Here is a 16,177-nt window from a genome sequence, read left to right on the forward strand (position 1 = left end):
AGGAAAGTCGAGGACGCCTTGAGCTTTGCCTTCGGGCAACTGAGTTCCGCCCCCAAAAAATAATCGGGAGACGGGAACGCGTTCAGCGGAACCTCGAATTCCTTTTAGGGGAACGTTCCAGTTCGATCATGGATAACAAAGCCATCGCCGTTGCTGCTGATCGCAAATGGCACGTCCAAACAATCCTCGTGTACGTACGACAGTGCTTGCTGCATCCCAGCGCTGCACGACTGTCGATTGTCCTTGGCTTCCACCACCGCCAGCGGCAAGCCAGGCTTGAAGTAGAGGACGTAATCCGCTCGTTTCTTCGGACCTCGTGAGATCGACTTCCCCTTCACGATCAGACGCGCATCTGTGAACGTGACCTCCTCTCGTACTTGCGTGAGCACGTCCCACCCCGATTGTTCCAGTGCAGGCGTGATGAACTTGGTGCAGATATCACGTTCGCTGAGAGATCGCTTCTCGGACGCATCCATGGGCTTGAATTGGGGCACTTCGTCGCTGGAGGTGCAGCGTTTGTCGTAACCAACCACTTTCCAGCAGCTTGTTTCGGCACCGGGACCGAACGCTCAAACTGAACATGATAGTCGCACAGGGGGGACGTGACCACTCCAGACAATTCGATTGGACGTTCCGCGACCATCCCACCTCGTTGAAGACGCTGCACCGAAGCGTGCGAAAAGCCTGATTACTTTGACCACACGAGCACGCCGATCTCAGATCAGCAAAGCAAGCTCTCGATCTCCCAGCGGAATTCGCCGCTCGACGACGTCTTCCTCGCAAATGCACGGTCAGTTCTGCGGTCGAGAAAGGATTTCACCTGGCTTCCGCCGCCCCAAATTTCTCAAGGCTCGTCGTGACACGCGGTTCAAGTGCGTCATCCAACCAAGATGCATTTCACGATCGACACATCCTCGCTGGAAGTCTTTCCACAGAACCTCCTCCACACTGACGCTTCACAACGTTGAATCAACCTCATCGCAAATTCAGGAGTGATTGTCGGTTGAGCTTGATTTTCCCCCCGACAATTTCGTCGGCGATGACCTCCACGAGCGGGGCGATGACCGAGAAGTGGTCGTGGCCGGGGACCCTGAAAAATTCAATCTTTGGATTCCCATTCGCATCGGCCATGAGCTCGATCGCTCCGTCCCAGTTCCCGGAGGCACCTTCCAAGACATACATCGGACTCTCGACGCAGTGCAGCCAATGCATCGGCGATCGAAGACGCATCTCTGATTCATCGTTCGGGTCGCAGTAAACGAACTGGCCACCGTATTGCTCCGCTGCGGCAACAGGGCCCAAGGAAATGATCCCGCGATAACGGTCGGTGGTCTCTCCAACCAGCATGACCAACGTGCCGCCTGTGCTATGCCCGCCCAAATAGATCTGTTTCGGATCAACATAGGGCAAGGCAGCCAAATGCTCCGTCGCGGCGAGGATGTCGTCCACTTCGCCATAGAACCCTTCACGCTGCCAGGGTGCTCATTGCCACCCCGCAACGAAGGAAACATCGTGACGATCCCGGCGTCGCGAAAACCGCTTACTGATTGGTCGTTGTCTCGTGGTTGCCGCGTCCAGACATCACCGATTGAATTGCAGTCTCCGCCAGTGATCCACACAATCGCCGGGTGACGTTTGCCGTCCCCTGGATCCTTTGTCACGTACGCAGCCAGCGGTCCAACGGCAGACTTATAACGCACCAACTCAAAGTCACTCTCGATCGGCACCTCGGGAAGAACGGATCCTTCCTCCTGCCGCACGATCTTTGTGTTGAAGCCCCGCCGCGCATCGACGAGCGTTTCCGGGTCCTTCGCCTTCGCAAAAGACTCCTCTTGTGCCTCGGACGAACACGCCGGGACGGTGCAGAGAGGCAGCAACAGAATGAAGACGACAATCAAGTGACGCATCTGGACCTCAGTGGATTGGACTCGGAATTGAGCAATCGAGCTTGATCGCCCGCCGACATCATACCTGAGCCAATCGTAGGGCACGCGAAATACCGTCGAGCGTCGATCAATGTTCGCTCAAAATTTCATGAATGCACTTCGAACCAAGTCCCAGTCCACCGCTATGGCTTCAAGACGACCTTGATGCAACCGTCTTCTTTGTCTCGGAACTTCTTGTACGCTTCCGGGGCATTGTCCAAGGGTTCGACGTGGGTGATCACGAACGACGGATCGATCTCATCGTTGGTGATCTTTTCCATCAACGGTGTGAGGTAGCGCTGCATGTGAGTCTGGCCCAATCGGATTTGCAACGCCTTGTTCATGGCGGTTCCCCACTGCAAGTTCACGCTGCTGAAGTAAACACCGGGCACGGACACTCGGCCGCCTTTGCGACAGCATTTAAAGATCTCGTTCAGCACGTGCGGCCGATCCGATCCGAGATGCAGCGCTGTCTTGGCATCGTCCAATGCGGACTGCAAATTGCCTGCTGCGTGATTTTCCGCACCGACCGCATCGATGCAGCAATCGGGTCCTCGGCCCTTCGTCCATTCCTGCAGAGTCTCGTACACATCCGATTTTTCGTAGTCAATGACTTCTGCCTTGGACACCGACCGAGCCATTTCCAATCGCTCGGGCACGTTGTCGATCGCGATGACTCGTTTGGCACCGAGCATCCATGCACTTTGAATGGCGAATTGCCCAACGGGACCACAGCCCCAAATCGCGACCGTGTCGCTGGGTGTGATTTCGCAGTTCTCGGCAGCCATGTAACCAGTCGGGAAGATATCCGACAAAAACACGACCTGTTCATCCGGCAATCCATCGGGCACTTTGATCGGTCCGACATCCGCATAAGGCACTCGCAAGTACTCCGCCTGGCCACCCGCGTATCCACCAAGCATGTGCGTGTATCCAAACAAGCCGGCAGGCGAATGCCCCATGATCTTTTCAGCTTGTTCCGCATTGCGATTGGACTGATCGCACAACGAATACAACGTGCTTTGACAGAAGAAGCATTCGCCGCAGGAAATCGTGAACGGCACCACCACTCGGTCACCGACGCTTAAGTTGCTCACGGCATTGCCGACCTCGACCACTTCACCCATCGGTTCATGGCCGATGATGTCGCCGGCTTCCATCGCAGGAGCCGCCCCTGCCATCAGATGCAAATCGGACCCGCAAATCCCGGAGGCCGTGACGCGAATGATCGCGTCGCGAGGGTCCAAGATTTTTGGGTCGTCAACGTTGTCCACGCGAATGTCATTTCGACCGTGCCAGCAAACCGCTTTCATCGATCCAGTTCCTTGTTCATTTTGGTTGTCCCCGCCATCGAAATCCGATGCCACAGGGAATCTGAGATGGGTCCACACAGCTTCCACGAAGCAACTACCAAGGGACGGCACATTGATCGCTCGAAGCGAGATGCACTGCATTAGCAAGTTCCGCGCCGAGAATTGCCGGATAACCACCTGGTCCGATGCCTTTGCATCTCAGTGTGTGACCGCGCAGCAAAGCGGATCGCCATTTCGGCAACAGGCGGCCATCACGAACAACGGATGCCGATCAAAGAAGATCGTGCGCCGCTCCCCTTCATCGCCGACTCATCTCGGACGCCCACCTTCATCTGCGTGCGAGAGTCCCGACGCTGCAAGCACTCATCACGCCCGCCGTTTTCGCTTGCGGATCGCGTCCGAGATGCGGGGCTGGCCAAAGTCGTCGTCGAAGAAATCGTCCGAATCGTCTTGCTTGGTCAACACATCACGCATCTCCGGTTGAGATGGTTGGTTTTGGGCCAGTAAGTTTCGTTCGAGCAAATGGCGTCGAACGAGCTTCAACAACTGGTCTCGATAGCGTTCAGCGTTCTGCCCCTGTTCGATCCAAGCACGCACTTCAATCCGTTGGGATCTTTGGCCGACACATACCAACGTTGCTTGGGGTGCCGGTGTCAGCAGCACATCGGGCTGCTCGATCATTAGTTCCTGCAACGTCCGGCACAGGTCCGCTGGCCGCTCGTCTCGCGTGACGGCGACTTCCATGGGGATCACACACAGACGTCCCGCACCCATCCAGTTGACCACGTCGTCGCTGACAAAGTTCTTGTTGGGAATGATCACTTCTCGACCATCATCGTCGGACAACACCGTCGTTCGCAGGCGCTGCGCCGCAACGCGTCCGGTGAAGTTACCGACGGTGATCAGATCGCCTAGACGAGCGGGCTTTTCAAACAACACAATGAACCCGCCGAACAGGTTGCGGACCATGTCTTGCAAACCAAAGCCCAAGCCGATCATCAAGCCAACCGCCAACCACTGGATCGTGTGCCAGCGAACTCCGATCCATTTGCAGGCGATGAAACAGCCGACACTGAAGAGCAGGAATCTTCCCAGCACCAACGTGAAGTGTTCCATGCCCTCGTCAAACGACACTCGCTGCAGCACGAGTGCATCGAACAGGGCAGGCAACAGTTTTGCCAACTGAAAGGCGACGAACAACGTGCCTGCGGCCAGCAACAAATGCACCGCAGTGACGGGCGTCGTTTCAACGACGGACTGCATGACGGTTTGCCCCATCGCGTTGACGCTGGCTTGTTGGACGGTGTCATCCACTGTCCACAGCACCGGGTTGCCCATTCGAGCGTTCGGGAACACGTCGATCCAAAGCCAGCCAAAACACACCACCGCGCCCAGCACCAAAGCACACTGGCACAGGAATGCGAGGTGATGTTTGAGTTCCAAGAAATGTTCGCCCAGAGCTCCGGCGACACGCCCAGCCTCAGGCTCGTCGTATTCGTCCCGTTCTTGTTTGGACGACCGCGTGCCGGCCAGCAAGTCCCACGCTTCTGCGGACAGGTACTTCACACCGGCCCAAAGGATCGCCGCCGACATCAAGGTCACCGCCGTGAAAATGATCCGCTGGATGATCTCGTGCGTGGTGACGCTGTACCCAAGTGCAGACAAACCAATCAAAAACAACGGCAATCCGATGCCGGCCAGATACATCAAGAACCGGCCGCGATGGATCACACTGCCGCAGAACTTTTCAATCAATGGTTCCAAAAATCCGCCAACCGGACGCAGCGTTAAATGCATGGTCCAACCCACCAGCAGCATTGCCAGGATGAATCCCACTCGAGCGACCGAACCACGCCACATCCCGTGATCCACTTCGCTCATCAATGTGATCGTGTAAGCAGCGATGACCAATCCCATGCCGATGATGGTCAGGTACTTCATCGCGCGTGGACGACGCGGCAATTCGATGTCCACGTGTTGGTCCAAGTAGCCATCCGCCCGCAACCACTGTCGCGGGACCTCGATCAACCAAGCCACCAAACTGGCCGCACAGAAGGCACCCGAGGCATGCAAGGTTGCTTCCGAGACCACGCCAGTTCCCAACCAACGTCCAACCCAAAACAGAACCGCGGGAATCCCTGAGGCAACCAAGACCGTCAGCACACCAGCGAATAACTTTCGCTTTTGCGGCGAGGCCTTTCGCATGCGTTTCCGGCTTCCAACCGCAATCAGCGCGGACTTGGCAAGCCAACGAAGCACCAGAATCAACACAATGCCGACCAACAGACCGATCGCACCGACCGGGTTGGTCGAAATTTTCCGTTCAAAAGTCGGACCAAAATCGCCGCTGCGGTTGGAATCGAACAAGGCCGCCATCCCGCCCTTCAAATTCCGAGCGTCACGCAGTCCGAGAGGCTCATCGCTGCGGATCCACATGACATGCCGGTCGATCAACGTGCGATAGTCGACGGCGAGTGACAGCGATGCGGTGGCAATCGAATCGAGTTCGCTGATCTTTTGCTGGTGATCTTGATACCCGACTTGCAACGAGTGAATCCAGGCACTGCGTTGCCGCAGCAACTCTTCGACTTGCAATCGCAACGGGTCGCCATAGCGATTGACGTCGTAACCGGCCGCCGCAAGAACTTCCGTGGCCTGTTGCTCAGGTTCCGATCCATCCAATCGGATCAGGTCCAATTCCAATTGCTGCTGGCGAGACTTCCCCAGAGCTTCGCTCGCCAAATCCGTTTGACTGTTTTCGATTTTCCATTGATCGAGCTGATCCTTCTTGTGACGCAGCAACAAACCAACAGTCGGTGTCAGACCATGTTGCGTCAGCTTTTGATTGACGTCTTCGTAGTCGGTCCGTGTGGCCTCGAGTTGTTCCTTCGCTGCGTAGACTCGACTGGCGAGTTGGTTGTAGTCCGCCGCCAGAGCGATCCATTGCTGGACCAGTTCCGCATTCTTCTCAGCGATGTCAGCCGCGATGGGATCCGAGGTTTGGGCGAGCGAGCGAAACCGGTTTTCCGACTGCTGGGCCGCGCGCACGTGCATCTCTGCGTACGGCGATTGTCGCCAATCTTCCACTGCGGTTCGTTGACGAGGCAGCAACGGATAACTCGCCGTGGTTGCTTCGGTTGAGTCGGCTGCGCCCCAATCCAAACGATTGCTCGACTCGCCCTGCGCTGCCAACGGCGATGTCTGAGTCGCCCCGGGAAAGGGTCGTTGGGCAGGGCGTCGATTCAGTGACGAATTCGTCGCTGACGAGCTTGTGGACGACAAGGGTCGTGACCGAGAGCCAGAAGTTGAACGGGATGGCGTGTTCGATGTGAACGCTGGCGGCGACAATCGACCTTGCGTGGAGGTTTCTGTGTGGCTGGGCCAGCTTTCAACAGGTTCCGATTGAGTTGACCAAGATGAACTCGACGATGTGACTGGCAACGACGTTTCAACGGGGTACGTCGTGACCGACGAAGTCGTGAACGGGGGCGGTTGAGGCGTCGTCCAGACAATCTCTTGTGCGGACGCCACTCCCATGCTCAGCCAAACCAGGAAACAGCACGCCAGCCACAACAGCATCACGCTGCTGGCATGCTGCGAACGATCGGCACTCACCGCCTGCGGCACTGCGTGACGCGGCTCGAATCGCGATTGCGAAACAGAGTGAAAAGACTTCGATCTCAATGGGTGGCTCATCGGGACCACAGCATGCAAACAAAATGGCGGCGAGACCGCCGGGAAGAATTGGCCGCCGGCGGAGAACGGACACCGAATCAATACGGAAGTTTGGCGTTCATCGCCACCTCGATTGTGTTTCACGCTGTTCGAAACGCTCGCACCACCCCCTCGAAAGCACTAGACTTCCACGTCCCGTTCGTTTCTCCGATCAGAAATCTCCATGATCAACCGACTTTCGACGCGAAATTCCCGTTCCATGTCACGGTTTTGTCGTCAGACAGCGACCTGGATGCTGCTGCTCGGGGGTTTGGCCGTTAGCGGCAGCAACGCGACCGCGGATGATTGGCCTCAATGGCGAGGCAACGATCGCGATGGAAGCTGGACGGAAACCGGGATCGTGACAGAGCTTCCCCAAGGCCAACTGCCATTGAAATGGTCGGTGCCAATCGGGTCGGGCTACAGCGGGCCAACCGTGGCGGAGGGACGCGTGTATGTCACTGATCGACAAACGGAACCCGATGAAATCGAGCGTGTGCTGTGCTTTGCCGAACAGGACGGAAGTCTGATCTGGGAACAATCCTACGCAGCGGCTTACGAGATCGGTTACCGAGCCGGTCCGCGTGCCAGCGTCACGGTCCATGCTGGAAAAGCCTTGGCCGTGGGCTCGATGGGACACTTTCATTGTTTGGATGCCGCCACCGGAGAGATCCTTTGGAAGCATGACCTCCACCAGGAATACAAAATCGACATGCCGGTGTGGGGCATCACCGGGGCACCATTGGTGGTCGCCAGCCCCACTCACCCACCCATTGTGATTCAAATCGTTGGCGGTTCGGACGGAGCCTGCGTGGTTGGCTTTGACTTGGCAACCGGCAACGAAGTGTGGCGTTCGCTGGATGAACGGGCCTGCTATTCCGCCCCCATTCTGATCCAACAAGGCGGCCAAGATGTCGCTGTGTGCTGGACCGGAGACAGCATCAGTGGGTTGTCGCCGTCGACTGGCAAAACGTTTTGGCGAATCCCTTTTCCTCCTTCTCGCATGCCCATCGGAGTCGCCACGCCTGTTGTCGACAACAACCATTTGTTTGTCACCTCGTTCTACGACGGCTCCCTGATGGTTGAGTTGTCTGACACCGAACCGAACGCACGAAAGAAATGGCACCGCGTGGGGGTCGATGAAAAGAACACGCGGGCACTGCAATCAATCATCAGCACGCCCGTCATGCGAGACGGCTACGTTTACGGCGTCGACAGCTATGGCGAACTGCGTTGCCTTGAGATGGAAACCGGCGAACGAGTTTGGGAAGACACCACGGCGGTGCCACGAAATCGCTGGGGCACCATTCACACCGTGGTGCATCAACACGCGGGCTCGCAAACCGATTGGATGTTCAACGACCAAGGCCAATTGACGATCGCACATTTGACCCCGGAGGGTTACCGCCCACTCAGTCAAACTCATTTGCTCGACACGACGACGGTGCAATTGCCACGTCGCAACGGCGTCACATGGTCTCATCCCGCCTATGCCAACCGCTGCATTTTTGCTCGCAATGACAATCAACTGGTGTGTGCATCGCTGGCAGAATGAACGTCGAAGGGAGGCCAGGGGGTTTCGGGCCACTTGTGTTCAGTTGCGATTCCGATAGGGTTGGAATTGAAGGGCGAGTCATCCAAATTGTCGGGATTCGCTCAGTCCAATTTCTCAGGATGAATTTGATGTTCACGAAGCTCACTCAAACGTTGCTTGCCCTTTCTTTGGTCGCTGTTTTGGCTGGATGCGAAAAAGGCTCGGACTCCGCCGCTGGAATCGCTGATCAAGCCAAAGCGGGTGTCGATTCCGCCGCTGTTACCGCCAAAGACGCGAGCGCTGACATGGTCCCAGAAGCTGCCAAAGAAACCGTTGACGGTGCGATCGATCAAGGTGGCGACAAGGCCAAAGAAACGATCGACGCAGCCGCTGGCACTGCTGAGTGATCAAATGGACTCAGCTTGAGTCCCATTGATTCACGATCCATCACGGAGTCAAACTGGCCGGCGAGTTCAAATCGCCGGAAGTTGGCTCCGTTTTTTTGCGCGCGTGCCTCTCCGCCTCTGCATCGAAATTGGCTCGCGTTCGCGTTGAACGTTTCGATGAGTCTGTACCAGCACGGAAACAGTTTCGGACAACTGTTCGACTCAGGTTTCGCCGAATCCTGCCTGCCTGTTCATTTCGTATTCAGAGCTCGTGCAGTTTTCTGATGCCGCGTCTCGGCGGATTTCCACTTTCCCTTATCCCTTGTTCCCAGGCTCTGCCTGGGAACACACTGTCTTGGAGGCTCCGCCTCCCGATTCTGTCTCAGCAGGCGGAGCCTGCAGTGCATTGCGTTCCCAGGCAGAGCCTGGGAACGAGCAGAATTTTTTTGTAGGTTGGCCACTCTTGGCCGACATCCACCACTCTGACGGGCAAGAGTGCCCATCCTAGATGCGTTCAAACGTCGTTGATGACTCAAATCGACAGGCCGGTTGGAGACGGGAGGAGTCGAAAAGCGAGATTTCCGAGGGAGGGCAATTCACGCCGTCTCCCGTGCCCGGCCCTCACCCTCGCGTACGCCTGAACGGCGTCGCGCGACCTCTTCCATCAAGGGGTCTAGAATCAGCGGGTAGCAAACGGACAATGGATACCCCCGCTCGGTCCGCCGAGAACATTGGTGACTCTCTCATGCCCCAGGATCGTTTCGTGGCCTCCGATTCCATTGCCAGCCGCGTTCAACAACTCGTCGACGAAATCAATCACCACAATCGTCTGTACTACGACGACGCGGCCCCTGAGATCACCGACCTGCAATACGATCAATTGCTGGCCGAGCTCACCCAACTCGAGAACGAACATCCCGAACTTCGCCAGCCCAATTCACCGACCCAGTTGGTCGGTGGCGCGGTGGTCGATCAACTGGTCCAGGTTCCTCACCGGGTCCCGATGTTGTCGATCGACAACACGTACAGCCGCGAAGAATTGGCGGCGGCGATGGAGCGAATTGAGAAATCGCTCGAAGGCGAACCCGTTGCCTGGACCATGGAATACAAAATCGACGGCGTCGCCGGTTCGATTCGCTACGAACACGGGGAACTGACACTGGCTCTCACGCGAGGCAACGGGCAAGTCGGTGACGACATCACTCACAACATTCGCACGATTCGCGAATTGCCTCGATCCATCGCCGATGCCGCCCGCGCCCATCCCGAAATTGCCGGCGGAAACGTTCCTGAAGTTCTCGAAGTTCGCGGCGAACTCTACATGACCGACGCCGACCTGGCCGATCTCAATGTCCGCCAAACCGAAGCCGGTCACGAACCGTTCAAGAACACACGCAACGTCACGGCGGGAACCATCCGCTTGCTCGATCCCAAGATCGCCGCCTCGCGAAACATCCGGTTCTTTTGCCACGGCAGCGGCGAATTGGTTGGCGTCCAGGCCACCGATCACATGACTTTTCTCAAGCATGTCGAAACACTGGGCATTCCCATCGCACCGGATGTCGTTCGCTTTGAAAACAAAGAGGACGCCCTCCAGGCGATTGCGAAACTGGAACTGGAGATGCCCGACTTGCCATTCGAGATCGATGGCATCGTGTTCAAGGTGGACTCGTTCGAGCAACGCGAAAAACTGGGCGTGCGTAGCAAGAGTCCGCGCTGGGTGATCGCTTACAAGTTCGAACGCTACGAAGCCATCACCACGCTCGAAGCGATCGATGTGCAAGTCGGCAAGACCGGGACGATCACGCCGGTCGCGTACCTGACCCCCGTCGACATCGCCGACACCACCGTTTCACGAGCCTCGCTTCACAACGCCGACGAGATCGAGCGATTGGACGTCCGCGTCGGCGACACCGTGGTCGTCGAAAAAGCCGGCAAGATCATCCCCAAGGTCGTGCGTGTCGAAAAACATGCTCGTACCAAACCGCTCCCCAAATTTGAATTCCCCACTCACTGCCCAAGGTGCGACGAACCACTCACGCGAGACGAAGGCGGCGTTTACATCCGCTGCACCAACCCGGCATGCCCCGCTCAACTTCGCCAACGACTGGTTTACTTTGGCAGCCGAGCGGGCATGGACATTGATGGTTTGGGGGAAGAGGTGGTCGACCTGCTGCTCCAAAAAGAACTCGTTGAAAACTACGCTGACCTGTACCGATTGAAAGTCGACGAACTCGCAGAGTTGACTTGGCCACGATTGCGCAAGGGCAAAGGCGACGAGATGATCGAAGTTCAATTCGGTCGCAAGAACGCCGAGAGCTTGGTCGCGGGGATCAACGAAAGTCGCACCCGCGGGTTGGCACGTGTGTTGTCATCGATCAGCATCCGCCACATCGGACCTCGCGTCGCCAAACTGATCACGGCAAAGTACTGGAACCTGGATCTGCTGCGTTCCGCGAAAGCAGAGGACCTCGCCGCGATTCATGAAATCGGTGACCGAATCGCAGAAAGCCTGATCAAATTCATTCACAGCGAATCGGGTTCACAAACGTTGACGGACTTGGACGCAGTGGGCGTCACGATGTCGGGGCCCGAGCCCGTTGAATCACCGGACGACCAAGAGGGCCTGCCATTGGCAGGCAAGAACATCGTTGCGACAGGGACGCTGCAGCACTACACCCGCGACGGAATCAAAGCCCGCATCGAAGAACTGGGCGGACGGGCAGCGAGCAGCGTGAGCAAGAAAACCGACTTTGTGATCGCCGGTGAAAAAGCGGGCAGCAAACTCACCAAAGCCGAATCGCTGGGCGTCGAAGTCCTCAGCGAAGAGGAGTTTCGTTCACGGTACGAAACCGACGATCACGAAAAACGTACGTCAGCCTTTCCAGGCTGAAGAGTAGAACAGTTGTCCCCTACTGTTCCGTCGAGCATTTCTCCAACGTCAAGCCACGTCGCCCCCACCCCATGGGTAACCATTCGCGTCTCGCTGCTCGAAGACAGAAACCGGTCACGCAAACATTTGAGGACAAATGTTCTACTCTGCTGCAGCTTCCTCGTCCGACTTCGCTGGCAACTTGCCGCCGTTTTCTTTGGACTCGATCACAGCCTCTTCCAAGTCACGCACCAGCTTCGGACTGATGTGCTTGGTCAGCAACTCCCGCGTCACGCTGAACATCTCATCGACCTTGCGCTGCTGATTGGCGTTTTTTCCGATTGCTTTGATGAACTCGGTCTGACGCTTGCCCATGTCATTGGCTAGCCGCTCGTTGGTCGGCTGGTTTCGCAACACTTCCAACAACTCTTCAGCGGATTCGAGATCACCTCGTTCCAGCCGCATCATGATCCGAGCTTTGAACAACTCACGAATTGCCAGCAGGTCAATGATCGAGTTTTGAACGCCACGAATGTAGGACTCCGCCTGCAACCGCATGTCGTCGCCTGCAAGATCCGCGACGGCATTTGCATGGTGCCCGGGGACCATCGGCAATCGAGCCAACACCGCTCCACCATTTTTGACGTACAACAAACGCAGAGGCTGGTCCTTGGCAAACTCAACATCCAAGCGACCGTTCCAATCGGTCCGTCCGATGAACGTCATGCTTTTGCCTTCGAGTTCTTTTTCGTAGATCTCGTATCCGATCAGCGGCTGATTGGGGTCGCCCTTGGCATGCAAACGCAGCAAGGTCTGATCCTTCCGCGGCCGAATCCGCAGTCCCATCCGGTGCGTTCTGGCATTCTTGCGACCTTGCAAACCGCCCGCGCGACCCGCATGAAAATCCATTTTGACGCGTCTTCCGTCCAACTCTTTCGCCAGCAAGTAGGCCCAGTCGAGCGGTCCAATCGAAATCGGATTGCCGTTGCGATCGTCCTTGCGAACCATCGGCACCAACACGTCACCGACTTGGACGAGAGCAGGCGAATCTTTGTCGGTCACCAAACCAGACGCTCGCACCAATCCCACCGCATTGCTCTTTCCCGCATCGTCGATCCGAGCCACAGGAGCAAAGACATCTCGCAAGGTTGCGCCGACCACTTCGGGCAAGAGATTGAAACTGGAAACGGTGGCGTTGGAGGTGTCACCGAAGTACCGCATCAACGTATCAAACTCGACGCTCTCGACTTTCATCGGTGTGGTTGCCGTTCGAACGCGAACGATAAAGATTTTGTCATAAGCTTCGGCGGCATCGATGACTTGGCCGGTGATCGGCGGCACGATGATCTTGGCTTCGGGTTCGGTCAGCGTTTCCGCCATCCCGCGAGAGACCAAGATGGCCTCGGTGTCTTCTTTCGCCCAAGCTTCCTTCAACGCGACTGCATCGCCATCGATCGCGTGCAAGATTCCTAACCAAGCATTCTTGGGGGAACCTGGATCGCCGACCAATCGCGAGCGCACCTCTTCCATGCGTCCCGACGTGGTCAGAACGCTGGAGGCGTAACGTCCCACGTCACCCGCAAAACGGATTCGAACGGCGTCATTGTGTGATTTTTTGAGCGCGATCACCGGGTCGGTGGCGGCCAACGTGTCGAAGTCGACTTCGGATAGAACTCGCATTGCCATCGAAGCAACGGACGTGGGTGCATCGGCAATCGTCGTTCGCCACACCGCATGAAAATCGCGGTCCAACACCTTCTGCAAATCGTCTCGCAACGTGTCGGCAGAAACACGCGGTGAATCGGAGGCCACCCAAATCAAGGTTCGGTAGGGGGCAAAGTCGAACGGGGGTGGCTCATCGGGCTCGGCCTCTCCCTCGAGGTCAGCCTCCGCGTTGGCATCCGCTTCGACAGCGGTGTCGGCACCGGTGCCAGCACCAGGTTCCTGAGCCGGCGCAGACGCCAGTGATCCCAGCGCCACCAACACGGCGATCCACGCAAACACACATCGTGGCAGACAACGGGAATCAGAAAACAGTGTTGTGATACTCATTGACTCAACCGCCATTTTTCAGCGTTCTGATACAGCGACACGATGTCGGATCCCACACCCAGCAGCTCTCGGCTGTAGGCATACGAATCGACCAATTGCCACAACGGCAACACCGGCAATTCGTGGTGAGCGATCGCGTGCAAATCCAACAAACGATCTCGAGCGTCTCGCCAGTTCTTGGACTCTTCCAATCGACGCAGTCCCAGACCAACCAATTGATCGGTGCTGCCGGCCATGCCCTCGGGACCCAGCACTCGACGAGCGTCGATGATCGGTTCCCAAACGGCCGCGGAAACATACGCGATGTCAGCGGTCCCAGGATCCGGGAACGCACGACCGACGGGCAGTTCGACAAGCTCGATTTCGAGCCCCAACAACTGCCACTGGCTGCGAATGGCCTCGCAAGCGATCCGAGAAAGGTTCTCCGGGGGAAACGCCAATCGAATCGGCTTCAGCTCCGGTGGTTTTTCCTTCTTGCGTGACGCCTCGGATTCCATCTGCTTGGTTGTCATCGTCATCAACAACTTCGCCAAGCGAGGCTCGTAGTTGCGAGGTGCGATGGATTGGTCGTAGGCGTAACCAAGCGGGTCATTGTCTTCCAGCCCGGCCGGGAAAGGACCGGATAGCACGCGGCAACCAGGCACTTCCAAGCTTTCCAACAACTCACCGTTCAGAATGTCTTCGCGGTTCGTGCCGTACACCAACGCACGTCGGAATGTTTTGTCGGCCAGGTACTCGTGGTCGCTGCAAGGAACCAACATGTGCACGCTGGGAAGTGGATAGTTGACCACACGCACCTTTCGGTTGCTGGACAACCGCACGGCATCGGCGGGGAACAGCTGGTCCAACACATCGACTTCGCCCTGCAGCAGTTTGCTGACACCTTCGGCGGCGGATTCCGTTCGAATCTCAACAATCTCGCGAGGCTGCAATTCGGTGCGAGGTTCGCCTTTGAGAACGTAGCGGACCACGTCGCCTTCGACGACATCTCGGCGATAGTCACCGGTGGGCGAACCTGGCTCGCCGCCGAACCAGGATCCATCGACGGTGACCTGAATCAACGCCGACGGAAGCACATTGGGGCGACGCAAAATGCAGTCGATCCGTTTGGGGCCGTCCAGACCAATGGCCTGAACCGCGGCTGCCCATGGTGAGAAGTAGGTGGGTGATTCTGATTGGACGCGTTCCGCCAAAACGTCGGCGAGGTAAAAGCCATCGACCTTGTTGAGCGGTTCCGGCAAACGCTCGGGCTCAATGAACATCGAGAACCGCTGACGGTCGGGGCTCTGTTCCGTGTCTCCAAAAATGAACTCGTACTCGCCCCCCTCGGGACCGGCCCCCTGCATCTCAAACAGAACACGGTACAGCAACCGCCCAGCGCGACGCGCCGCCCAGTTGTCCAAGCGAGTCGGGTCCAGCACGGTGGCCGTCTGGAGCACGCCAACATTCACCAGCGGGTAGATCTGGTCGACCTTGCGAACCAGTTCCGTGCCGCCGTCGATGTCCGGTTTCAGGAAAATGCTTTCGCGAGAATACTTCCGTGCGTCGCGGTAGTTCTTGGCTTCCAAAGCCGCCAAGGCGAGGTCGCGTTTGTCTTCCGCCATCGACAGGAATTGAGCATTCCACTTTTTGATCGAAGACAGATTCTGGCCGCGGTATTCCTTTTCCAGTCGAGCCAGAAGCTGCTGGCCCAATTCCAACTTGCCATCGCTGACGAGCTGTTCCATCAGTTGATCGGTCAACGCGCCGATGGCGGTCAGCACCGTTTGTGTTTTGTATTCGGGAGCGTAACGACGCAGCTCTTCCAGCATGGCCAATGACGCACCGAACTCTCGATTCTTGGCACGTCGCCCTGCATCTCGCCACAGGAACTCGGTCCGCAATTGACGCATGCCGGGCCGAGACGGGTAGTCACGAATCAGCACAGACAGGAACGGATAAGCACCGACGAAATCACCAGCCTTGATCCGTTCTGCCGTCTCGCGTTCGAGACGCGTTTCCCAAAAGTCAATGTTCTCAATGTCCGTCCATTTGGCAACAAACTCCTGTTGCTCCACACCGACAATGCTGAACTTCAACGAGCCGCTGGGGGAGGCAGGCATTTCTCGCCTTGGCAACTCCAGCAATCGAGTTTTCACCCAACCGCCACCGGCCTTTTCCGTGAAGTAGATCAGGTCATGAGGCTCTTCTTGCAGCAGCTCCAAACCGGGAGCTTCCGGCCGGCCGGAGTCCGCGTAGTTGAGCAACTGAGCTTGCGCACTGGATGCCCCCACGAAGCAGAGCACCAGGAACAGCACGCTGTTCCGAGCGATGCGTTGAGAACAGCGTGGTCGTCGAAAATGCAACACGTTGGAATTCATCAAGGACTGGAATTGCATGGA

Annotated in this window: 8 protein-coding genes and 1 pseudogene; 3 read left to right on the plus strand and 6 right to left on the minus strand. The window is 57.1% G+C overall.

What is annotated here, in order from left to right; all coding sequences use genetic code 11:
- Window positions 1-107: 107 nt before the first annotated feature.
- The 4 genes and pseudogenes from PSR62_RS02095 to PSR62_RS02110 form a co-directional block, all read right to left on the minus strand.
- A pseudogene (locus tag PSR62_RS02095) lies at window positions 108-476 on the minus strand (type I restriction endonuclease); the annotation flags it as partial.
- 499 nt (window positions 477-975) lie between these two features.
- On the minus strand, window positions 976-1,449 hold the full coding sequence (locus PSR62_RS02100) for an alpha/beta hydrolase family protein (protein ID WP_274406187.1): 474 nt from the start codon (window positions 1,447-1,449) through the stop codon (window positions 976-978).
- Between the two features lie 619 nt (window positions 1,450-2,068).
- The gene (locus PSR62_RS02105) at window positions 2,069-3,238 is read right to left on the minus strand and encodes a zinc-dependent alcohol dehydrogenase (protein WP_274406188.1); all 1,170 of its coding nucleotides are present in this window, start codon (window positions 3,236-3,238) and stop codon (window positions 2,069-2,071) included.
- A gap of 366 nt (window positions 3,239-3,604) precedes the next feature.
- A complete protein-coding gene (locus PSR62_RS02110; RefSeq protein WP_443217470.1) occupies window positions 3,605-6,934 on the minus strand; it encodes a mechanosensitive ion channel domain-containing protein in 3,330 nt (1,109 codons plus the stop codon).
- Between the two features lie 238 nt (window positions 6,935-7,172).
- Between PSR62_RS02110 and PSR62_RS02115 the strand changes: the two genes are divergently transcribed.
- The 3 genes from PSR62_RS02115 (at window position 7,173) to ligA (ending at window position 11,765) form a co-directional block, all read left to right on the plus strand.
- Window positions 7,173-8,507: a PQQ-binding-like beta-propeller repeat protein gene (locus PSR62_RS02115; RefSeq protein WP_274406189.1), complete on the plus strand. Its 1,335-nt coding sequence runs from the start codon at window positions 7,173-7,175 to the stop codon at window positions 8,505-8,507.
- Between the two features lie 128 nt (window positions 8,508-8,635).
- Entirely contained in the window at window positions 8,636-8,893 is a 258-nt protein-coding gene (locus PSR62_RS02120) for a hypothetical protein (RefSeq protein WP_274406190.1), read from the plus strand.
- Between the two features lie 679 nt (window positions 8,894-9,572).
- The gene (gene ligA / locus PSR62_RS02125) at window positions 9,573-11,765 is read left to right on the plus strand and encodes an NAD-dependent DNA ligase LigA (RefSeq protein WP_274406191.1); all 2,193 of its coding nucleotides are present in this window, start codon (window positions 9,573-9,575) and stop codon (window positions 11,763-11,765) included.
- 141 nt (window positions 11,766-11,906) lie between these two features.
- On the opposite strand, the gene PSR62_RS02130 is transcribed toward ligA, so the two are convergent.
- A complete protein-coding gene (locus tag PSR62_RS02130) occupies window positions 11,907-13,811 on the minus strand; it encodes a hypothetical protein (protein WP_338020123.1) in 1,905 nt (634 codons plus the stop codon).
- Window positions 13,793-16,174 carry an ABC transporter substrate-binding protein gene (locus tag PSR62_RS02135; RefSeq protein ID WP_274406193.1) on the minus strand — a complete coding sequence of 794 codons (2,382 nt, stop codon included), beginning with the start codon at window positions 16,172-16,174 and terminating at the stop codon, window positions 13,793-13,795. Before PSR62_RS02135 ends, PSR62_RS02130 begins: the two co-directional genes overlap by 19 nt.
- Window positions 16,175-16,177: the final 3 nt, after the last annotated feature.

Origin of the sequence: Rhodopirellula sp. P2, assembly GCF_028768465.1 — a bacterium.
Taxonomy (GTDB): domain Bacteria; phylum Planctomycetota; class Planctomycetia; order Pirellulales; family Pirellulaceae; genus Rhodopirellula.